Below are 23,135 nucleotides of genomic sequence, written 5' to 3'. Positions count from 1 at the left end.
GTATAATTTTAAAGCTGACTAGATTACCTATAAATTAGAGGTCAATAAAGTTATGGGAATAAAGTTGTATATTTTTAACATCGATTTTTGAAAGAAACTACTGGTTCTAGCTTTATTGCAAAACAATCATATTTATTCACTGATTAAGTTCAATCCAGTAAATGTTTTAACGAGGAAATTTGCTTCATTAAATCTTTTTTGTAATCAAAAACAAAAGGTTTATAGCCCGTCAAAAACTCTAAATCTTGACGCTTAATACGATCGCACTGTATCTGAGTAGGATTATCATGAACTGAACCATCACAAAAGATTGCTAACCTCGCCTTAGTATAAGTAAAATCAGGCTTACATTGAGCTTCTGCAAAATAGTCTTGTGCCTTATCAGGTAAAGGTAACCCCATTTGGGCGATCGCCCTTAGAACTACCCGTTCATAATCAGAATTAGGATCAGTATGTGCCATTAAATCATCAAAATGGTTACTAGAATGAGAGTTTAGACAACTTAATTCGCTTTCGGTTAATTCGGTTAAGAAATCCTTGATGAGATGACGATTTAACAAAGGGTGATCGAACTGATTTTGATAGGATAACAGACACTCATAACAAGCAACAGAACAACTGGGCTTATCATGGATAAAATGACAAATATCCAAAGCTCGATCGGCTAAATGACGAAAAGCATGAGAGTCGTTAAATAATTGAGATAAAACCCCTGCACCACCTTCAGAAGCCTCCCAAAACAGAAGATAACGTCCCTCTCCCAACCGTTCAGAACCTAACTCATCCATTTCTAGCTTATAGTATGCCTGTATTGCTCGTTCCAAAGCATATTGAAAAGTAGTTAGAAATTCATTCATTTGCTTACCGGGCAACTTGAGAGGCTCAACTACCAAAATATTACAAGTATCCGATACCATCAAATTGACCCCTGATTGAAGCTGTTGGCTAGGAGTAGAATTATTACCATTGGTATCACCCCATTCCCCCGTCTGAGTATCCAAAGTAAAACCTTTAACTTGAGAACGGCGTAACCCTCTGTTAATGCGCCTAATTTCCGCCGTTTCCCCATAGGTTAGCCTTAATAGTTCCGTTCCATCTTCTAAACTAACCACACCCTCTTTTTTCTTCCCATCGGCATAACGAAAATGAGTAGTGAGATTATAACCGTATTTTAATCGCTCTTCTTCATCACAAGTAATGCGTTCCCGTCTTCGGGTAATCATGGTGTCCATTTTTAAACCATAATCTAAACGATCGGTTACAGCAGAGCCACAATTTTGACAGGTATTATGATTAAAGGTTGTACCTTCATGGAAATAACCGCATTTTTCACAGCAACTTACCGAATTGTAGTTTACCCCCTTGAGGGATACTCTGGTTTTGGTAATTTGAAACTTACTGCTTTCATAATAAACAACATTACGGGGTGCTAACTCCCGAATAGCTACATTACGAGGACGAGAGAGGAACTCACCCTTATCCCCAGCAGGAATAAAACAACGTAAAGGAAGACGAGGGAAATTAAAACCGGGTAAAAATCCTTCACTGGCAAAATAGCGATAAGGATAAAACTCAAATTCACTCTGAGAGCGTCCTTTACTGCTTTGCCCAACCAATAAATCCAACTGACGGGAAGCATCTTTTTCTAACCGATCCGCTTTTTCCCTATCCGATTCCGTTAGACTACCAGTACGACTTTTATCCTTAATCTCACGGGCTTCCTGTAATTGAACTTCCGCCTCATGATAGAGTTTACGCCAACGATCGCACCCACGGTCAAAACTATAAAGGGCATTTTCAAGAACTTGTTTAACCCAATCCTCACTATACCAACTGGTACGGTTCAAATCCTCTTGACAAAAGGCATCATGAAGAATCCTTTGAGCGTCTTTAATACAAACCTGTAACCCATGTTCAGAAAGAATGAATTGATCTCTCAAACTATCCAAAATAGGATAATCAGGCTTAGTTAAATCCAATATCTCATTCATGGAGTTCCCAAAACTGGTTTTAGTGTGAAATAACCATAACGAGTAAAGATGAGATTTAATCAAATCTGGGTTGCCCAACTCTAACTTTGGCGGTGCAACTACCCCTGACACCATCTGCGATTGACGATGATAAAAATACTGATCATGTCCACTTCCCGATGCCGCATAAGTAATCACTAATGCTTCTTGTCCCCCTCTTCACGCCCGTCCACTACGTTGTGCATAATTCGCAGGATTGGGGGGAACATTTCGGAGGTGAACAACACTTAAATCTCTAATATCAATACCTAACTCCATGGTAGGAGAACAAAATAAAGCGGATAATTCCCCTTGTCTAAATTTATCCTCTCGCATTTGACGGTTTTGATTTGTTACTTGTCCAGTGTGTTCCCGCCCTTCCATTGCCTGTATGGTTTGGGCTTGGACTTCATAAAAATTTTGAAAAAACCTATTTACCTGTTGACTATCTTGATTACTGCCCTGCAACCTTTTGATGGTAGTGGGGTCAATAGGAATAGAAGCTACTTTTTGAGCTTTCCAGACCATAGAATCAACTCTGAGTTGAATATTATCCTTTTCACCCTTTAAATAACCCCCATCCTTCAAAATATTAATAAAGGTTTCAATTAACTTCTCATATTCATCTTCACTCAGAGGATTTATCAACCAATTCCATACCGCAGAAGAACGCAAATAACCTGCTACTTTACTACGGGGAGTTAATTTAACTGAACCCCCAGTGTTTACAATGGTGGCAGAGGTCGCAAATGGAGTATATTCATTTGTATCAATCTTCCAATTTTCTTTTAGGGCTTGATTTACCTCTCGTTTTAACTCTCTTATTTCTTGTTCTTGTAGTATTTCAGCGTCAAGGGCTAATTTTTTTCGTAGTTGATCTAAAAGGACGATCGCACCTTGAAATCGTTGTTCTGGAGTAGCTTTTAAGAGAATAGGGTGAGGATGTTTTTCCCATGCTGATTGATTGTTACAATGTTCTTTTAAGCCGTCATATTCAATGGTTAATAAGCCAGATTGTTCCAAATTGGGCTGAACGATACGCCATCCTCGTTTTAAGTCTTCATAGAGGCGATATTCGATTAAATGCTCAAAGGCTTCCTCATTACGTCTTTTGCCACTACCTGAGTCGGAAGGAGTTTCCGCATAGTCAGCCTGAGACAATCCCATGTATTTAACCACTGTAGAAGCTAGTTTTTTATGGGTTAATATGGTTTCCTTTTGTAAGGCTTTATTTAAACTTGCCCTCAAAAAAGAAGTTTGGACAAAATCGTTAAAATGCCCTGCTTGTAGGGAAGCATCTTGACGATTATCAGTAAAACTGAGAATTTTTTCTGCACTCTCATCCACTAAAGGATTTAATTTTAAACGATTGATAGTGGATAAACAAAGTAAAGTCGTAGCGGTACTACGTCCTTCACTGCTCAAACGGGCAAGTTTTATATATTCACTAGGTTTCTTGGTATAAACCACCCCACAATTAAGACAAGTTAAAAAAGGTTTAGGGATAAACCAACAGCGGACTGGTTGAATAGGATTATCTTTGCTCACTGCCCCAGTTAAAATATGACCATCGGAGTAAATATAAAGTTCTCTGGGTACAAACTCTTCAAAATCTTTTTTAATCTTTCTACCACTCTTAAGATTACGATACCAATTATCAGGTAAACGATCCTCATTCTGTATATCCCATAAATCTGGTTCATCTAAGGTTATATATCCTTCTTGGGTGTCTTCATCATCATCTTCAAGGGTAGTAGGCAAAAGCGGTGTTACTTGATCTCGTTCCCTATCGTACTTTACCCCATAATAATCATGACCACATTCACGACAAAATAGTAAGGGAAATAAGAGGCGATCGCCCGTAGTCTTATACTGTCCTTCAAGGGTTAATTCTCTTTTGTCATGGGATTCAAGGGTTGCGTAAACACTTCCCCCCTGAGAGACAAATTGATGGAGTCGGAATGGTAAGCCTTTAGGAAGTTTATTACTTTCATTTTCACTGTTTAACTTGCTACTCCATAAAAACATCCCCTTTAAGACATTTGAGCAGGTTTCGAGGTTAATATCGGTTAATTTAGCTAGTTCAGTTGCCCCTTCCCCCAGAGAAATAGGGGATTTTCGTTGTAAATGACCATCTTCTTTTTCCAATCCAAACGTCATTTCCATGAAAGCACTAAGAGGATGATTTTTAAATGCTTCCTCTGTTTGTTGCTCAACAGGGGGTAAACCCTGATTAATACTATCTTGTAATTCTGTTATGGTAGGAAAAGAACGGGTAATAGCTCTTTCTAAGGTTTCATCAATCACCTGTTGTGGTTGAATTTCTACCCCAAAAAGTTTACTGGCAACCGTAGCCACGGTTTTTTGACGATTTTCCCTCGTTCCCTCCGTGGACATGGTGGCAGATGTACCAATGCAAAGTATATTCTGTTGCCTATGTTTGGCTAGATTACGCTGTTTTAGTTTGCGGATAACCAAAGCCACATCCGCCCCCTGACGACCTCTATAGGTATGTAATTCATCCAATACCAAATATTTTAGGTGAGGGGAGACAATTAACGGTAACTCATGAACACGGGTTAACATTAACTCCAACATCACATAATTAGTCAGCAAAATATGGGGCGGATTCTGCTGAATATCGCTTTTTTCGGTTAAACTCTCCTGCCCTGTGTACTTTTTAACTTTAATGGGGCAATTAGGAACATTATCAAGAAATTTCTTAAATTCTTCTGCTTGGGAGTTAATTAGGGCATTCATAGGGTAGACTAAAATCGCCCTTACCCCTTTTATCTCTGGATTCTTCAGTAAATCATCAATAATCGGCACAACATAGCTTAAACTTTTCCCTGAACCTGTTCCTGTCGTTACCACATAGGGTAATCCCTCTTGGGCTAATTTAAAGGCTTTTTCTTGATGTTCATAAAAATTATACTGGGGGAAGTAGCGATCGCACTCAGGATGTAAAATACTTCGCTCAATCAACTGTTTAACTGTCGCCGTGCGTTTATAGGCTGGATTAAGCTGAATGAGAGGCTCAGTCCATAAATAACCCTTATCTAAAGCAGTTTTTACAAACCCTTTGACTTTCTCATCCTTGATGTTTAAGAAACCCTCAATATAACCTCGATAATCCTTAATTACTTCATCTCTCAGGCTAAATATATCAGTGGGTATTGGTTGCACAGAATCCTGACTGGAAGGGAATGAGAGCATCTTGCTCTCTAAAATACCACTAACGCTCTCTGAAATTCTTACGCTATCCTCTGAACTATTACTAACGCTTTCTGAAATTCCTACACCATACTCTGAACTATTATTACCCCTCTCTGACGTACCAACATTGCTCTCTGAAACTCCACTAGAGTCAATATTATAAGCACCTGAAGACTCTTTAACTGATTTAATTCTTTTTCCTTGTCGTAGGTTAATATAATCCTTTATTTGTTCCCTAAAATTATTATTAACAGTATCTTCTTGGAATATTTGTTCTAGTTCAAAATCAATGGGAATCGCTGAAAATAAGACTTCTATTTCCTCAGAGGTTAAGTTACTCACTCCTGTAGCATCTAGCTTTAATAATCCTGTGGCGATAAGGGTAGATACAGGTGCGATCGCACTTTGACCATTAGAAATAATCTGAGAAAGCAACATAGGCAAAACCAAGAGAATTTGTCTTATGATCCAATTATGCCTTTTGATGGGGGAAATTACTATCAATAATCCACTGTTAAATGTAATCAAGGAAAATCAGATTGAGATTTTGGTTACAATCAATGTGCAGAAACCCTTAAATTATCGATTAAAAAACTATGATAAATATTGAAACTAAAATATTAGAAACTTTGGGAAAAATGCCTAAATCTTTGCAAGAAGAATTATTGCATTATGCAGAGTATCTTCAGGAAAAATATAACCAAAACAGTATTAATTACTCAAGTGACACTGATGTTGTGAACGACTTTCATATCTCTTGGCATGAGGCGATGACAGGGCAAACTATTCCAGTTAGTCAACTTTGGGAAGGTTTAGAAGATGACGAATAATCGGAAAATTACCGTAGAGGCTACTCTCACATTTAAACGTAATTTACGAAATCTTAAGAAAAAATATGGTAGTATTGCTCAGGATATAAAGCCGATAATTGAACAATTAGAAACGGGAGAATTATTAGGGGATAGAATCACTGGTGTTAATCATCCAGTATTTAAAGTAAGGGTAAAAAATAGTGATATTCAAAAAGGAAAAAGTGGCGGATACCGTCTTATTTACTATGTAAAAATAGAAGATGCAGTGATTTTATTAACTGTTTATACAAAATCAGAACAAGCTAATATTAGTAATGAACAAATTATTAATATCATCAAAAATTATCAAGTTAATTCTATTACAGAAAATTAAACTTAAAATACTTCCCATAAAAAAGGATAATTTTCTTCTTTATTAATATATTTTGCCTTAACAGGATTTTCTTTAATATATTCCCAAGTATTGAGAAATTGTTGGTTATTTTTCATTAAAATATCATAACGTCCATCTTGCCATACTTTCCCAATGTGCTTCATTACTTCAGGAATTTGTTTAGCACTATAGCTTTTTATACTGTGTAAAATACTGCCGATCGATCAATATTTATTTTCTGATTTTTCATAGGGTTTAATTAAAAGATGAACATGATCTGACATCACAACCCCAGTATATAAAAAATAGCGTTTTTCATGGAAAAATAAACAGCAATCTAAAACTAATTTTCTCGCTTCATAGTTTAATTCTAATCGATCGTAAGTGTTAAAAGTAACGAAATAAGTTCCCCCTTTTACCTCTAATTGGGGTAATGGTTTTTTATACGCCATTTTACCGTCTCCAAAAACTAGGAATGCGAACATCTTGTTCGCTAATTTCTCTACATAGTATCTTGTTTGCTACTTCTTCCACATAATATCTTATTTGCTATTTTATGCAATGACTTTATACGATCGAGTCAACTATTTTAAGTGATTTAGTTATTTTTAGTAATTTAGTGAGCAAGATGCTCACATTACCATCGTCCCCAAAACGGAATGCGAACATCTTGTTCGCTATTTTATAGAACCCATTTGGTATCTTAAGAAGCAGTGAGTCTTTTTAAGAGTAGTCGAATAAAGCATAAGTTAACTTTCTGGGTAGAATTAAATAAGGTTCTTTCAAAGTTTTTGACTAAATTTTTACATCTTTCCATCCAGGCATTGGATCTTTCAATAATCCATCTTGCTTTGACTACCACGAAGCCCTTTTTTCTTTCTAACTTTTTCTGTTCAGGAGATATTTTGGGGGACTTTTCAATACGAATTTTTCTTCCAATTTGTGGATAAATTTTCTCTAATTCGGCCATGATAAAGCCAGGATGATAACCTGAATCGACCAAAATTGTAATTTTATGAACATTCATGGGTTTGCGACGAAAATAATCCATATGGTTGGTTAACATCATGATTAATCCTTTATCATCAGAAACGTTTGCCTTTGTACAACAAGTGAAAAAAGGAAAGCCGAGGCTATCTACGGCTAAATGTCTTTTAATACCATTGGTCAGTTTATACCTACAGAATCCTTTACTCTCTACCCCCGCATTACAAGTATTTTGTACTGCTTGAGAATCAATGATTATTAATCGAGTCCAAGTAGATTTTTTTTTACTTTTTCCCTTAGTTGCTTATGAAGTTCACACATCACTATTTCAAAGATTCCCTCCTTTTTCCAGTTTTTATAATGCCAGTAAACTGTTGAATAAGGGGGTAAATCTTTAGGCAAATCAGACCAATTGCAGCCATTTTTGAGCTGATAAAAAATACCATCCCAAATCTGCCTTTTTGACCATTTTGAGGGACAAGTTCTTTTCTTTTTTGGCAACAGAGGTTTAATTATTTCCCATTCTTGATCACTTAGACTGCTAGAGTAAGCCATTCTTCTATTTCTCTATGTTTTCATCTCAATATTCTACTAGATACCAAATGGGTTCTATACAATATAGTGAGCAGGATAATTTCATTACCCAATACAATGAGCGAGACGCTTGTATTGAAGTCTTAGTGAGCGAGACGCTCACATTCCTAATATCCCATCATATCCCATGCGGCTAAAACTAATCTTTGGGTGCGATATTCCCCATATTTCCTAATCTCATTATTCTTTAATACCCTAAAAGTTTCACTGGGAAAATCATCGCCATAAATGTCCGTTGGGTCTAAAATATATCTTAATTCATCACGATTTAAGCCGTATAATTTGGCATATTTTGCATCTAATTCCGCCCTTAAAATTGCCCGTCTTTGTTCATCCCAAATAAAGGGTTTTCCTTCATAGCCTAAATCTTCAGCAAAGGGTTTTAAATCGTTGGCGGTGTAAACTAATTCTAATACTCTACTGCTTATATATTCGATGTCTTCTTCACTATAATTTTCTGGTGGTATTACGGGGAGTTGTTTAACATAGAACATATTAAATGTTGTTGCCCCTAATTTTTGTCTTATTACAAAATCAAAAACTAAGTTACTAAAATTAGCTAATAAACAACAAATTAAATTAGCTTTATTTGTACTTGGTAAAACTAAAGCAATACTATCACCACAGCCATATTTAGGTAATAAATCAAAAATAGCTGTTCTTTCATTTGTTGCGTTGGTAATTCTTCTAAAACCTAACAACCATTCTTTATTCCATTTATTAGCTAATCTATTTTCAACCTCTTTTTTATCAACCCAATAACGAGGAGTAACAAAAAAATCAGGGTTATTTTTATCATCTAAACTAACATCATTAGTATTCCTTTGATCGTCATAACTTGCCCAACGATGATCAAAGTGATGAAACATTTTAGCTTCATATAAAGGTAATAAATTCTCTCCCTTTTCATCCTTAAATAAATTACTATCATTAGCCATATCAAACATTCTCATAAAAGAAATACCCCAAGGATTTTCCCCTGTAGATTCATTTTCTAAAACGGGTATTCTTTGATAGATTTTTTTAGTTAAATCTGCATCTTGACGAGTGCGAAATACTGGACAAGTTAAAGTATTAGGATTAATTAAAGCTATATCTTCAGGGGCTAAAGTAAAAACTCTTTGCTTATTTTCTAAATGTTTTACTTGGGTTAAAAAGAAAGCAAAATTAGTTGATTTTATCGATTTATTAGTCATAACTAAAAGAGAAAATTTATAGCTTCTATGAACACTAGAAAATATTGCTTCTCTATTTTCAAAATCGTATAAACTGGCTAAAGATTGCCTTTGAATTAAATCCCCAAAAAAGTCTTTAGTGGTGTTATCAGTAGCAATTCCAGTGGGAACAATTACGCCACAACGCCCATTATTATTAATAATATCCCTGACAGTTTCGGCAAAAATAGCATAGGTATTAATATCACCTTTAGCAGTGAGAGGAAACCGCCCCGACTCTCGAATAAACTTACTTTGAGCCTCTGCAAAATGCTTTTCATCCTCAAATTGTTGTAATAAATTAGGGTTAGTTTGAGCTAACTTTTTAATTAACCTTGTCCTTTCAGCCTTATTTCTAGCATTTGCAATACTTTCATCTTTACCCCCAAAAAACTCTTTTTCTTGTAACTTAATGCGTTCCCACGGCGGATTACCCAAAACACAGTCAAAACCAGATCCCCCTAAATCCCCCTTAGAAAAGGGGACTTTCTCATTCTCCCCCCTTATTAAGGGGGGCAGGGGGGGATCAAACACTTCAGGAAATTCTAAACACCAATGAAAAAAGCCCTTTTCCCGTGCCAAGCGATTAGCAGATTCTACTAACTCCCTCACAGTCACCCCAGTTTCTGTATTCTCCATTCCTGATAATAACCGTTGTAAAGCCTTAGAAGTGGGCAATAACTGTAAATTTTGCTCCGTTAAAGCCATAAAAAATGCCGAAGTCCAGAGATTACAAGCACTAAAATCACGCCACCATCCCTCGTTTTTGGCACTGTGACTCTGTTGATATTGCCGTTGTTTACGTTTAACTTCATCGGTACTATTTTCAGGAATATTGCCCAACTCTCGCCATGTTTTACCGTACTCACTTCTATCCGTCTCAACGTGATCAAAAATGGATAGTTGACCTTTTTCTTGTTTTTCCTGTTTATTACGCTTCTTCAACAGGGTAGCGGAGGTTTTGTCATCCCCTGTGACAGCTTTAAAGGCATTATCGGGGATACCTTCATTTAACACAGAAATATCGAGTATTCCCACTAAGGAATTACCCCATTTTATGCGATGGTCAAGGAAATTGAGGGGAAAACCCTTACAAAATCCCTCCATCCATAGGGCTACTTTACATAAGTCCACCGCAAGGGGATTTAAGTCCACCCCATAGATGCAATTTTGAATGACATCCCGTATGGCTACGCGCAGGGCTTCGGGTGTGGGTGACATTTCCCCTGTGCGGATTCTCGCCAACTCTTTACCAATTCTTCGGGCAGCAGCTAACAAGAAATGTCCTGAACCACAGGAAGGGTCACATACTTTAATACTTAATAGGGCTGTTATCTTTTCCTCTTGGGTATCACAACCTTTTAACTTATCTTCAATAACAGGTTCTAAAGCGGATTTAATTAACTGTCCTACCAATTCAGGAGGGGTATAGTATGAACCTGTAGTCTTGCGGTCGCTCCCGGTCACCAGTCTAAAATGATAAATACCATCAAAAACAGTAACTTTAGGGGTATAATCAAGCAAACTCTCATAGACACTGCCTAACTCCTCCACATCCAAAGCAGCATAATTAACCCGACGCAATAAGCCCTTATTTTCGTATAAAGAAAGGTGACGAATCGCCCTCAATAAATCATAGTTATCGATGGCACAATCATCTAAAACAGTCAAAGTTTTTGAGCCAAATAAATCCCCATTGAGAGGAGATAAACCTAATAATTGTCCTCGCCAACTCTCATCAAATAGGCTGAAAGTCACCCTTAACCCTTGCCATTTATCTTGAAACCCCTCACGGCGATGGTGAGCGGGACGCTCCCACTCCAAAAGACGTTCAGCAAAAGCTCTAAGGCGATCTATGCTGTAATATTCATTATAAATTCGGGCTTTTTCCTCATCTTCCCCAGCCAAAAGTAAATTACGGGATTCAGCCACCATCAAAAACAATAAACGGTAAATTAAGAGCAGTAACTGACGATAAAACTGAGTTTCTGTCAATTTATCTCCCTTTTCTGTAGCTTGGGGGTGATCAATGTCTTCTTTACCACTAGAAAGGTTAGAGGTGAGGCTATGCCGTAAACGATTATTAGCAGGATGTTGTAAAAAACCATTGCCCAGTAACTTTAAGGCGAATTCTACTCCATCCCGTAGGCGATCGCGCACTCTACCGCCCTGTTGTAAAGCCTCTTGATGATAAAATTCCAATAAACAAGAATCCACATCATCTATACTCACAGGAAGGCGAGAGCGGTGGAATAAGCGATAAAATAAACTAAACTCTGCAAAATTCTCCCCATTCAGGATTTGTTCAAGGTCAAATTCAATGTAACTTAACCGTGTCATTAAAGAACAATCACGGAGTAACCTCCAACATAAACCATTCGTGACAATGCCCCACAAATGCTCAGTTTTATTCAAGTATTCTTGCAAAAGTGCATGGGCTGATAAGCGAGGATTGCCCGAAGGTGGTTTTTTATCTAAACTGAGACGAGAACCAATAATATGTATAGGGGGTGCAGGGTGAATTTCATCATTTGCCACTACCTGATTGGAACGATGAGAAATAGCAAAAGTTTGACCATCAATAATTTCAGCTTTAGCTTGATAAATAGGTTCATAACCCAATAATCTTAACAATGGCACAGCCCAATATTCCCTTGTCTCACTGGTGGCTGTATCTGTTTCCTTAATGCGTTCTAAACGTCGTTGATAAATACGCCATTGGTCTTTTGCTTCCCCCCATGCAAAGGCAATTTCGTCCTCTAATTTAACCGATTTTTCTAAGCCAAAGTCAATGTTAATTTGACCCCTGATTTCTCCTGCACTAATATCGGCAGTCATATCGGGGGCGATTAAATTTCCTTCAATGTGAATAGCAGTAATGGTCATTTTTTCTCAGTAAACAATTATCGGATAATATTTGGTATTGGCAGTGTGAGCATCTTAGTCACTGAAGTTCTTAGGAGTATTTGAATAAGATTAATCAGGTAGTAAAATATAAATCCCTAAAATATCCATTGGTAATTGAGGAGTTACTTTTACTTGTGCCTCTTTGGTGACTTTTCTCATCCGATCATGGGAGTCTAATAAAATATTAGCTCGTTCCATCCCAATAGTTTTCAAGCTCTCCTCTAAATCAGTTAGTCGTGACAAAATCTTTTCTACCCATTCCTGTTGACGGATTAAAGGTAAATCTCCTGAGGGGGTAACTTGAGCTAGTAACTCTAAGGTTTGAGCCTGAGAAAGCCATTGAGGATTACTAGGTATTCCTGTAAAACCTTTAAGTAAACATTCCTCCGCCAAAGAGTTTGAGGAGTTAGGAATATGAGCATCTTGCTCATTTATCGAAAAAACAGACGTATCTTGCTGATTTTTCCTAGCAAGCGAGACGCTTGCACTCCTATTGCTGGTTTTTGTTTCTAATAGATGTCGCAAACGTAACAATAAAATAAAAGTAGGTTTATGAACATCATCCCATTTTATGCTTTCCTCCAATACCCCTCTCCTGAATTAAAATCGAACTGTGTTCGTTTAATTGACTAATTTCTACTCCAAAACCAATCAATGTTCTCCCTTTGATTTTCATGGTGCGGCGAATAGGTTTTCCCGATTTCGTTATTAAATCTATTTTTGCAAAGATATTCAGGCCTTCTAATTGACGTTCTACCGCTTTTAAGAAGTTATATGGTTCATCAAAACCTCTTATAATGACCAATCGAGAGTAGAGGCGATCGCACCCTTCTAATTCTTGAGATTCTGGTAAGCCTAAACGAATCTTATCGGTATTGAGATTTAGTGTTTTTCCTGCTAAACGATAAATCAAAGGTACTTTATCTATGGGTAAACGCAGATGTAATTTAGATTCATCAGTTAAACAAAGATTTTTAGGAAATTCAAGCTGTCCAGTAATAGGTAAAATACCAAACTCATCTAGGTCATGAATAATGGGAAATTGACGTGAAATGGCAGAATATAAAAGATAACCATGATCTAAGGGAATTTTATCACCTAAAATGGGAAAAATAAGATTGATATAGTTGGAAATAATGGGTTTTTCAACAGACATATATGTTCTTGACTATCTTCTATTTTATTATCTGTGAGATTAATAATTATCCTCAATAAATTTTTGCACTAACCAATGCAAAACTCGATCAACCTCTGTTAATAAATCACACGCCATCAAGGAAAGAGAAAGATAATCGCTAAACTTGTCCATGATTTCAGGATGAATTATGCTTAAAGTTGACAAACCATAATATTGGATTATCTGATCTGCTAATTTATCTGGATTAATTTCTCCATTCTTTAAATTTATTGAATCCTCTTGTCTCAAAAGTGGCCGATAACTGTCTCGCAAATGTTTCAAACTAATAAATTGGGAAGGTTGATTGATTTCGTCTATTATCTTTCTTGCAAAAACTGACAATGTTTCTTTAACCGAACTATCACCATGTAACTCTTTCACATCACAGTGATTAAATGTAGGCAATATAAAATTTCGTCTAATTGCTTCTGTTGTAACTTTACTATCCTGTAATTGCTGATTATGGTTTAAGCACATTTTTACCCCCGGCATTTGATGCGACCTATGCCAGTACGTTTCACCGTATATTTTTAAGTCTTGCTCTAAGCATAACGAACAAAATTTTAGATTGGATGAATTATATAGCTCTAATTTGGGTATTTTCGCCAACAGTGCGATCGACCTTGCTTTTTTCCCTATCATGAAATTTTTTAAGACAGTTTGTTCTTTATAAGTCAAGTAACTTCGATAGTAAGGGAACAAAGTGTGATTTTCGATTAACTGCTCTACGGTTAAACTACAAGCAAAAGGAAGTTGTTTACTTAAATGACCCAATTTGCTAGGTAAAATGTGGCTATAACTATTTCCATTATTTAGGAATGATAAATCTGATCGTGTATGTTGTACTGTTCTATTTCCACTTCTGATATGATAACGACATACTACGCTATACAAAAGTTCGTCGGGATACGGGGTGGGAAATAAATGTAACATGGGTTAGTTTTATTCTGCATAACTTAAATAAAAGTCATCTTGAGGAGTATCTTTCACGATCCCAACTTCCATAAATTTCTCATAAACAGAAAAGTTTTCTGCTTGGGATTGTTGTAACAAGAGTCTCATGTCATTTTCAATGTACTCTGGATCAGGTTTTACTATCTTTGCTTTTTTTGTCTTAGCCTTATTCGCTTCCTGATAAGATTCTCCATCTATGGCGATCTTGTAAGCTAAATTAACTAACTTGGAAATATTATCTTCATCAGGATTTTCTTGAATAATTTTCTGTGCCAAAATTTTTGCTTTGTGGGCATCAACATCAAGCTCTAATAATTGACTGATAATCTGCTTGAGAAGTGGAGACATGGATTGTGATTTTTGTTGCTTTCTTTGTAATCTCCGTATTTGAGCTAAATCCTCAAAATTAGTCTGATTCAGACATTTTTCTCGATATTCTAAGACATCCAAAGGAGCTATATCACGGTATTTTTTCATTTGTATGAGGTTTCCAGACCGAATCGCCTCAAGCATTGGTTTAACCAAATATAAGCCATCCTGTGCAACCTGACGAATTAAATCTGTTGTAATTATTTCATCTCCCCCCAAAGAAATTGCACGCCATTGAAGCATTTTATAAAGTTTGATTAGTATGTCAATAATTCCTTGAGTTTCTTCATAAAGAACATCACTGATTTCTTTGGTAAAAGCAACATTTGTTTTTGTCCATTGATATTCCCACATTCCCTCAACAAATAATAACCAGTCCTCGTTATTTTCCATTCTTTTCCAACGGATTGCTCCCTCTCCTGTTCCCCTTCGAGCATTTCTAAAGTTCCCCGTTAAAATTGGTTCTGCCTCATTTGTTCCCACTCTAATTACAGGTATTCCAATTACATTATCCATTTTGACTAAAAAATTAAGAAGATCGTCTCTTCCTCGTCTGGAATTTGCCAAGTTCTGCATTTCATCAATTACCAATAGTCCTAAATGATGAGTATGAGAAAGTTGGGCAACTTGTGCCAACATATAATCTTCTGAGTTACCCCTTGAACCAAATTTTTTGAAGTTATTTGTTCCGAGCAATTTATCAATAGCTAAAAATATATCGGTACATAAACCTTTGAGAGAACCAGCATGAGGACAATCGACTTTAAGCCATACAATTTGGCTAACGTTATGTTGGGGGTGGACAATTACTTGTGGATATACTTCTAAGATGTTTGCTAGATTTGTTGATTTTCCTAATCCTGATTCCCCTATAATGGTCAAGCCCGATGCCGTTGTGGGAGTAGGAATTATCGTCACATAGTTTTCCAAATTATGACCATCTTTTGCTTGGATGGAGTCATATATTTCTCTTGATTTTCGTGCGTATTCGGGTTTAATTAGATTTCTACCAATGTAGCCACTCATTAGTAAAACTGAAATTGTTTGTTGTAAATCAAGGGTTTTGGCAATGGGGTCGAAATACCTTGATAATCTTTCAATAAAGTGGAATCGTTCCTCGGCTTCATATTTTCTTTCCCCAGGGTCAAAATCAGGATATTTAGCTACCAGTTCAATAAATCTTTCTTGGGAAAAAATGGGAGGCAAAGTCTTAATCATGGGATTATCGTTGTATTCCTTCTGATGAAAAGTACGGTATTTGGCGATCGCCCCTCTAGTACCATGGGAAATATCAATCCAATCGTAATAACTGTACTTATTCTCAAAATCCAATTGGTTCACTTTTACTTATCTCCCCTTGATTTATTTAGTTTTTCCTGTCTTTTTCGTTTCAGTAGTTCTAACCGATTTGGTTGACTGGAAGATGATGGAGTCGATGTTATCTGTTTATTATCTGATAGTTTTTGTTTGCCCTCAAGAGATGACTTCGGTTTTGTCTCAACCATTATTTGATCTTGCTCTTCTTCTTTTTTTAGCTCGAATGCTTCTTCTTGACGGCGTTTTTCTTTTTCTAATGCTCTATACTCCCTTATATTGGAGGTTTTTTGTAAATTGCTCAAGCTATCATCTTGATATTTGGCAGTTTCTTCCATAGCACGAGCTGTAATGCTTTCTATCTTTGACATTAAATTCACCTCCTTTTGCAACTGATTTGTCTCTCGTTTTTTCCTTTGCAATTTTTCATATTCAATTAAATAATCAATGTCAAACATCGTTTTATTGGCGTAGCGTTCATCAGGATCGAATAGCTCTAGTTTTTCAAAACTGTTGTCTTCGGAAGAGGAAAGATAAATAAAATCTGTTTGTCGTGGATCATAGGATACTGTAATGTATTTTTCTTCCTTAGAAAGCATCCCACTTCTAGCTTTTTCTCGCCATCTTTCCCTAACAACTTTTTCGTTGACATAGTACATAGACTTAAACTTAACCCCCCGCTCCGTAATAGTTGCCTTAGAGGTGGGCATTAGATTAAATTTAAGAAGTTCTTCGTCAACAGTGCGTAATTTCCCAGAGCGATTTTTAATTCCCCATCTCCATAAGTCTATGGGAATTGGCTGAACATCATCAGCTATCATTTCTTCGTCTCTGTTGTAGTTTGTTAACTCATGACTATTATGATAGCGAATTAATTCAATGATAATTTCTGTAAATTGATCAATATCTAGTTGAGCATCAAGACGATAATCTCTAGCACCTCGCTGACGAAAATCTTTGTCAATATAACCAGGTAAAAAGGGTTTTACATGATCGTGAATAACTCTGAAGTGACGTTCTACTAAACCTTTCCAGTCGGCTCTATAAGGAGCAGCATTTTCAATCCTAATTCCTAAATTAGGAATCATCGTTTCCACCCCCATACCGGCAAATTCTCCTCGATCAGCAAGAATGCACTCAGGTAAATGATGGCAACACCACTCTGATTCATCTATTTCTATACCAAATTTTTGACAAAATGATTTTTTGTTTGATGCCGTATTAACTAATGCCATCATTGCTCCGATCCACGAAGGACCTTCTAAACCAACATAAACCCCCGTTATCATACGACTGAAAACATCAATTACAACATAAATAACGGGTCTGCCAATAATCCAGCTACGGTTATATTTCGACACCAAGTAAACGTCTCCGATAGTAGCATCTATTTGATAACGAGAGCCAGGACCAATGGTTTCTTGTTTGGACGAACCTTTGATCGCACGATATTTTAAATCAAAATTTTTCTTTCCTTGACGTGATGTAATATCTTTCTTTACATCTTTATTTTCGACTTCATACCAATAGCGAAATTGATCTAACGTTGGTCTTTCTTCGGAAGGAACTAGGATAGGCTGTGGATGATTATTTTCATCTATTTGATAATTTTCTGTGTAATATTCCTTAACCATTAATTTATATACTTTTGGTAAGGAATTTTTCTTGGAATCTCGATAATATTTATTAATTGCGATTCTAAATATCTGTCTATCTTGTTCTGTAATATTTATTCCTTCGCCTATTTCTTGGACGTTTTTGAATTTTCTCGGTCTTCCTCGTTTTTTTGTTCCCAATTGTCTTGTTTTCCCTTTACCACCTGAATTGGCATAGTCTGGAAGAAGAGCATCTTTTATTTTTCCCCTCTGCCAAAATCTTCTTAAATATTTATGAACACTTCTTATTGTTAACTTATTTTTATCTCGTCCTTGATTATATTTTTCTATTATTTGTGTAACTAAATTTCCTCGCGTACTCCTATCATATATATCTGGTTCTTGTGTAATTATTGGCTCTATAATATTCCAAGCATGATCCCGAATGTCTTTTTCCTTATCTGACAAATTTTCTTCCACAATAATCTTGAACCAAGGATCTTTTTTTAATTTTTTTGCCTCTCCTCGTTTTAAAGCCTCTCTTAAGCCTGATACAGAAAAAGTACGAGGAAATCCTTTGGTTGACTCGATATTCAACATAAATGCGATTGTATACCCTTCATCAATCCATAAAACTCTTTCTACAACTCCAGCAAAATCATTGTTAGTTGATTCCCATTTAATTAAATCGTTAACGAAAATCTCGTGATCCATAACTTTGATAAATATTTATTTTATTTGGATGAAACTTGTTGAGAATTTTGTAGAAATTTTCCTCGAACTCATATCACAATAAATTTCCTTTCTGGCTAATAAATGTTTAAAAACAGAAAGCGAAGTTCCTAGCTCCAAATTCATCACATTATCAAGATCAGAGGTAATTTCTTGTATGCTTTTGTTTTTGCGATTGAGTTCTTCTTTAAGAATTGTTTTTAAAGTCTTAATATTTTGTTGTGTATCATCTAGGTTGTAACTAGAGTGAACCCACTCTATATTTTGAGCAAATATTTTTGATATACCTTTTTCCGTCACTACTCCCCAGTTAATATTAAAATTTTGGTAATACCTTCTTTCTAGCTCCAAAAGCTCAACTTTCCTTTTCTTAATAAGTTCAGAAGAACTTACAATAGTTCTTGCGACATCAGTTATTCCCTCATCAGTCTTAATAGAAATCATAAAATCTGTTGTGAGAATATAAGGAGTGCTTGACTGAGAATCAATAGGATACTTTATTCCCATTTGATCTGCAATCTTCATTGCTAGTTCTAAATCTTGGAGAGGATAATGTTCTTTAATGTCGAAAACAATGTCCGACCAATCTAGCAAGAAAAACATTTTCTTCTCTTGATCAGAAAAGAAGTGATGAATTCTATTTGTTTTCCAACCAGATATTCTCGAAGAACGGCCACAAGAAGGAAAATCTTGAATTTTTTTCCAAGGAACATAATTTTTTCCCTCTCCTTTTCCTCTACCTTCTTGTAAGTATCGACTCAGTTTATTTTGTGACCAATCACTTTTTTTTCGAGCCATGGCAGTTTGTGAGTAAAATCTTTCTTTTAATAAAGTCGAACAAAGTTATACAACTCTACTTGAAATTATACAACTTTATTTTTTAATATACGACTTTATTAAAAGTTATACAACTTTATTACCATGCTACAAAGGTGGGTAAAGCCCACCCTAAAACTATTCCACCGTAACACTTTTAGCCAAATTACGGGGTTGATCCACATCCAAACCACGCAAAGAAGCGATGTAATAGGAAAGCAACTGTAAAGGAATTACCGCCAAAATAGGGGACAATAACTCTTCCACCTCTGGCACATTTAAAATATCGTGGAATACCTCGTCATCATAACTTTGGGGTACAACTCCGATCAGACGAGCATCCCTTGCCTTGGCTTCTTGGGCATTGGAAATGACCTTTTCATAAACACTCCCTGCCATGGCGATCGCCACTACAGGTACATGGGCATCTAAAAGGGCAATGGGGCCATGTTTCATCTCCCCTGCAGGATAACCCTCCGCATGGATATAACTAATCTCCTTGAGTTTCAGCGCCCCTTCTAAAGCAATGGGAAAATTGATACCCCTACCGAGGAAAACAAAATCTCTAGTTTCAGGGAAATTATGCGCCAACTCCTCAATCTTGGACTCCTCCGTTTGTAAAATCTTCTCTATCTGGGTAGGAAGTTGCAACAAACCAGCCAAAATTTGGTCAATTCTTTCGGGATTGATAGTTTTTCTTTGCCAAGCCAAATCTAACGCCAACACATAAAATGCCATCACCTGTGCCACAAAAGTTTTAGTGGCTGCCACCCCAATTTCAATCCCTGCATAGGTGTTAATTAATTGATCGACCATACCACCGAGGGTACTTTCAGGGCGATTAGTAATACCAACAATGCGAGGGCGAAAAGGTTTATCTAAACGAGAGCGTCTTTGTCTTTCCATACCCAAAGCCGCCAAAGTATCCGCCGTTTCCCCCGACTGAGTTACCCCAATAGTCATGGTATTCGCCATAATTGGGCCTGGGGAATATCGAAACTCCGACGCATATTGAACAAAAGTAGGTATCTCTGCAATTTGTTCTAACAAATATTTACCGACTAAACTAGCGTGCCAAGAAGTACCACAGGCAACGATTTGGATATTTTCTAAATCTTCTGATAATTCGGGGCTGAGATTGAGGTTAACAGGTTTTGTTGCCTTTATCTGCCAATCAGGATTAAAATAGACCTCCAAACAAGTGCGCACCACCGAAGGTTGTTCGTGGATTTCCTTGAGCATGAAATGGCGGAAACCTTGTTTTTCTACCGTTACAGGATTCCAATCTAGTACCCTAGGGCTACGGCGTAATCTTTTACCCCCAAAGTCATATAACTCTACTCCTAGGGGGGTTAAACGTCCAATTTCGCCATTTTCAAGGGCTAATACAGCGTTAGTATGGTTTACTAAGGCGGTTACATCCGAAGCACAGAAAAATTCTCCCTGCCCAAAACCGATAATCAAAGGGGCGTTTTGACGGGCAACAATTAATTCTTCGGGATAATCAGCACACAAAAGGGCGATCGCAAAAGCTCCCTCCAAACGATGTACCGTCTTCATCACCGCATCCATAAAAGGATCATCCCCTTGAGGATTATAATATTCTGCTAATAGATGAGGAATTACCTCCGTATCAGTATCCGAAACAAAATTATGTCCTTTCTCCTTCAACTCCTTCCGTAAATCTTGGTAATTTTCTATGATGCCATTTTGCACCACCGCAAACTTTCCCTTATTATCACCGTGGGGATGGGCATTATATTCCTCTGGTTTTCCGTGGGTAGCCCAGCGAGTATGCCCAATACCGATTTGAGCATAATCAACATTATTTTCTAACTTAGTGCGGAGATTGTGCAGTTTGCCCTTCGCTTTGATGGCCGTCAACTGCTGATCATAAATAGTAGCGATACCAGCAGAATCATAACCCCGATATTCTAGTTTTTCCAACCCACCAATGAGAATACCAACTGCTTTCTGAGTTCCAATGTAACCTACAATTCCGCACATAAATTTAATCGTTAATGATTAGTCAATGATTATAGACCATAACAAAAAAATCGGAAATAATCATGCCCCGATGAACAAAATTTATAAAATATCTTTTCTAAAATTTACCAGTGTCATTGGGATTAACCGTACCAGGACGATTAAAAAATAAATTACCTGCCGAATCATTTTGATAAATACATTCAATCCGAGGTGATGCTTCCAAAGGCCCTGTGAAACCAAAGGTATTCATTCTATTTTTACACTGTTTCACCTGTTCATTACTTACCAAGTTTTGCTTCTCAAGAATTGACCAATTATTGCGTCTCAATACACAACCTGGTTGCATGGTGGGCTGAGTAACATAGACATTAAAAGGGTTGAGGGTAATAAATACCCGTAAATCTGATACCATCGCACTAGCGCCAAATTGTACGCAAACTTCAGGATTAGGCGCTGCCCTATCAATCACCTCCCGAGAGGCAACATTGGGACTGTTACTGGCTTGTCCCGAACTTAGGGCAATACCCAAACCAATACCCAACATAAATATCCCTGCACATATAGCCGCAATGGTATAGTTTAATCCTTCTATAAAAGAAGATTTTTTGGGAGAACTATTACCATATTTACTTTTACGAGAAGGGGCTTCAGAATAGGAATAGGGAGGTTTTGATCTACGTGGCATAGGAGTAATTTTATCGATTATGGAATAATCATCATCAATATTATAGCGTTAGGGGAATTAACACTTATCTAAAGGCAGAATTAGATCCTTGATTGATGACATTTAAATTAACAAAATCTTCAATGTGTTTTAAGCTCATATCCCCCACCAAATAACCAATACCTCGATGGAGATGGAGCAAAAATTGTTCCTTGAGGGTACCATCATCTAACCCCAAACCGTCTTGATGACATCTTTGTTTGAGGACGAGTAATAGTATATCTCCCATGTCACCCCCAAATACTTGCCATGTCATTTCGAGGTTACTGTCGTTAGGGATGGGGTAAAGAGTTGGTTTATTTTCTTCGGCAATGGAACGACAAAAAGCCCAGCGACAAAGCACGTTCCAGTTTTCGATTTTGGTGATCCTTTTTAGCCGAATTAGTTGATCTTTTCCTTTTTTTGATATTTTTATTCTTTCTATGGGCGAGCGCACTTTATTCCTTAATACGGTGAGAATAGGATTCTATTATATCTCTCAAACAACCCAACGGAATATTGATATTTAAGGGCGATCGCACAAACAATGCAACCATTACCTTGAAATTTATTGTATTAAAATAAAAAATTATTACCACTGGCAACCTTCAAACATAAAAGCCATGACTCAAGCCATATCTAAACCCATTACCCTAGAAGAATTTTTACAACAACCAGAAACACAACCCGCCCAAGAATACATAGAGGGAAATATTTACACGAAACTGATGCCCCAAGGACAACATAGCACAATTCAAGGCGAACTCGTTACCATCATTAACAGTGTTACCAAAAAATCAAAAATTGCATGGGCTTTTCCTGAATTAAGATGCACCTTTACCGATAAATCTATTGTGCCAGATGTAGCAGTATTTGAATGGAAAAATTTACCCGTCAATGATGATGGTACTATTTCTAATCAATTTTTGTTGCCTCCTGATTGGATAATTGAAATATTAAGCCCCAATCAATCCCAGAGTTTAGTTACAAAAAAAATTGTGCATTGTCTCACTAATGGTACTCAAATGGGATGGTTAATTGATCCTAATCAGAAACTAATTTTCACCTATACCATTAATAGCCATCCTCTCTATTTTGAAACAGAAAACGAAGTAATTCCTGTACCAGATTTCACCACAGATGTAAAAGTCACTTTAGGGGATATTTTTGGCTGGTTACAAGTAAAAGCATGATTCCTTAAACCCTTAGACACACAAGTATAAACGATTCAAACTGAAACAAGTTACTCCCTCTTGGCTAACTCGATGACACCACTTTTACCCATCGCCTAAACTATTTATTATCCATTATCAATTCTCCATTCTCCATTAATTTGTACTCCACAATGGATTATCATATATAGAAGTATTACAT

At 36.7% G+C, this 23,135-nt stretch carries 19 protein-coding genes; 3 read left to right on the top strand and 16 right to left on the bottom strand.

Going from position 1 to position 23,135, the window contains the following annotated elements; genetic code table 11:
* Positions 1-149: 149 nt before the first annotated feature.
* Together AA637_RS02675 and AA637_RS02670 are read right to left on the bottom strand one after the other, a co-directional pair.
* Positions 150-2,168 carry a Zn-binding domain-containing protein gene (locus AA637_RS02675; RefSeq protein WP_446683787.1) on the bottom strand — a complete coding sequence of 673 codons (2,019 nt, stop codon included), beginning with the start codon at positions 2,166-2,168 and terminating at the stop codon, positions 150-152.
* A 21-nt stretch (positions 2,169-2,189) separates the two neighbouring features.
* Positions 2,190-5,663 carry a DEAD/DEAH box helicase gene (locus tag AA637_RS02670; protein ID WP_446683786.1) on the bottom strand — a complete coding sequence of 1,158 codons (3,474 nt, stop codon included), beginning with the start codon at positions 5,661-5,663 and terminating at the stop codon, positions 2,190-2,192.
* 158 nt (positions 5,664-5,821) lie between these two features.
* Between AA637_RS02670 and AA637_RS02665 the strand changes: the two genes are divergently transcribed.
* A complete protein-coding gene (locus AA637_RS02665) occupies positions 5,822-6,055 on the top strand; it encodes a DUF2281 domain-containing protein (protein WP_446683785.1) in 234 nt (77 codons plus the stop codon).
* Entirely contained in the window at positions 6,045-6,410 is a 366-nt protein-coding gene (locus tag AA637_RS02660) for a type II toxin-antitoxin system RelE/ParE family toxin (RefSeq protein WP_446683784.1), read from the top strand. The genes AA637_RS02665 and AA637_RS02660 overlap by 11 nt, the downstream gene beginning before the upstream one ends.
* A 2-nt stretch (positions 6,411-6,412) precedes the next feature.
* Here AA637_RS02660 and AA637_RS02655 read toward each other — a convergent pair whose 3' ends face one another.
* From AA637_RS02655 to dndE, 14 genes are all read right to left on the bottom strand, one after another.
* Positions 6,413-6,574 (bottom strand): hypothetical protein, encoded by a 162-nt coding sequence (locus AA637_RS02655; RefSeq protein WP_446683783.1) that lies wholly within the window; start codon positions 6,572-6,574, stop codon positions 6,413-6,415.
* A 60-nt stretch (positions 6,575-6,634) separates the two neighbouring features.
* Positions 6,635-6,895 carry a hypothetical protein gene (locus AA637_RS02650; protein WP_446683782.1) on the bottom strand — a complete coding sequence of 87 codons (261 nt, stop codon included), beginning with the start codon at positions 6,893-6,895 and terminating at the stop codon, positions 6,635-6,637.
* A 218-nt stretch (positions 6,896-7,113) separates the two neighbouring features.
* Positions 7,114-7,650, bottom strand: coding sequence for a transposase (locus AA637_RS02645; RefSeq protein WP_446684517.1), 537 nt, complete (start codon positions 7,648-7,650; stop codon positions 7,114-7,116).
* A gap of 5 nt (positions 7,651-7,655) precedes the next feature.
* Positions 7,656-7,952 carry a transposase gene (locus tag AA637_RS02640; protein WP_446683781.1) on the bottom strand — a complete coding sequence of 99 codons (297 nt, stop codon included), beginning with the start codon at positions 7,950-7,952 and terminating at the stop codon, positions 7,656-7,658.
* 146 nt (positions 7,953-8,098) lie between these two features.
* Positions 8,099-12,091: an Eco57I restriction-modification methylase domain-containing protein gene (locus AA637_RS02635; protein ID WP_446683780.1), complete on the bottom strand. Its 3,993-nt coding sequence runs from the start codon at positions 12,089-12,091 to the stop codon at positions 8,099-8,101.
* Positions 12,092-12,181: 90 nt separating this feature from the next.
* Positions 12,182-12,697, bottom strand: a complete 516-nt coding sequence (locus AA637_RS02630) for a hypothetical protein (protein WP_446683779.1) — start codon at positions 12,695-12,697, stop codon at positions 12,182-12,184.
* Positions 12,672-13,268 carry a type I-MYXAN CRISPR-associated protein Cas6/Cmx6 gene (gene cas6, locus AA637_RS02625; protein WP_446683778.1) on the bottom strand — a complete coding sequence of 199 codons (597 nt, stop codon included), beginning with the start codon at positions 13,266-13,268 and terminating at the stop codon, positions 12,672-12,674. The genes AA637_RS02630 and cas6 overlap by 26 nt, the downstream gene beginning before the upstream one ends.
* Positions 13,269-13,307: 39 nt before the next feature.
* Positions 13,308-14,222 carry a TniQ family protein gene (locus AA637_RS02620; protein ID WP_446683777.1) on the bottom strand — a complete coding sequence of 305 codons (915 nt, stop codon included), beginning with the start codon at positions 14,220-14,222 and terminating at the stop codon, positions 13,308-13,310.
* A 9-nt stretch (positions 14,223-14,231) separates the two neighbouring features.
* Positions 14,232-15,953 (bottom strand): ATP-binding protein, encoded by a 1,722-nt coding sequence (locus tag AA637_RS02615; protein WP_446683776.1) that lies wholly within the window; start codon positions 15,951-15,953, stop codon positions 14,232-14,234.
* Between the two features lie 2 nt (positions 15,954-15,955).
* Positions 15,956-18,235, bottom strand: a complete 2,280-nt coding sequence (locus tag AA637_RS02610; protein ID WP_446683775.1) for a DNA-binding protein — start codon at positions 18,233-18,235, stop codon at positions 15,956-15,958.
* 15 nt (positions 18,236-18,250) lie between these two features.
* A complete protein-coding gene (locus AA637_RS02605) occupies positions 18,251-19,051 on the bottom strand; it encodes a TnsA endonuclease C-terminal domain-containing protein (protein WP_446683774.1) in 801 nt (266 codons plus the stop codon).
* Positions 19,052-19,207: 156 nt separating this feature from the next.
* Positions 19,208-21,076, bottom strand: coding sequence for a glutamine--fructose-6-phosphate transaminase (isomerizing) (gene glmS / locus AA637_RS02600; protein ID WP_446683773.1), 1,869 nt, complete (start codon positions 21,074-21,076; stop codon positions 19,208-19,210).
* Between the two features lie 97 nt (positions 21,077-21,173).
* Complete coding sequence (locus tag AA637_RS02595; protein ID WP_446683772.1) at positions 21,174-21,743, bottom strand: DUF3172 domain-containing protein; 570 nt, start codon at positions 21,741-21,743, stop codon at positions 21,174-21,176.
* A gap of 64 nt (positions 21,744-21,807) precedes the next feature.
* Complete coding sequence (dndE, locus tag AA637_RS02590; protein ID WP_446683771.1) at positions 21,808-22,218, bottom strand: DNA sulfur modification protein DndE; 411 nt, start codon at positions 22,216-22,218, stop codon at positions 21,808-21,810.
* A 166-nt stretch (positions 22,219-22,384) separates the two neighbouring features.
* Between dndE and AA637_RS02585 the strand changes: the two genes are divergently transcribed.
* Positions 22,385-22,954: a Uma2 family endonuclease gene (locus AA637_RS02585; RefSeq protein WP_446683770.1), complete on the top strand. Its 570-nt coding sequence runs from the start codon at positions 22,385-22,387 to the stop codon at positions 22,952-22,954.
* Positions 22,955-23,135: the final 181 nt, after the last annotated feature.

This window comes from Cyanobacterium sp. HL-69, from assembly GCA_002813895.1.
In the GTDB taxonomy this organism is placed as follows: domain Bacteria; phylum Cyanobacteriota; class Cyanobacteriia; order Cyanobacteriales; family Cyanobacteriaceae; genus Cyanobacterium.
Note: the sequence above shows the minus strand (reverse complement) of the source record. Positions and strands in the feature narration are given on the sequence as shown.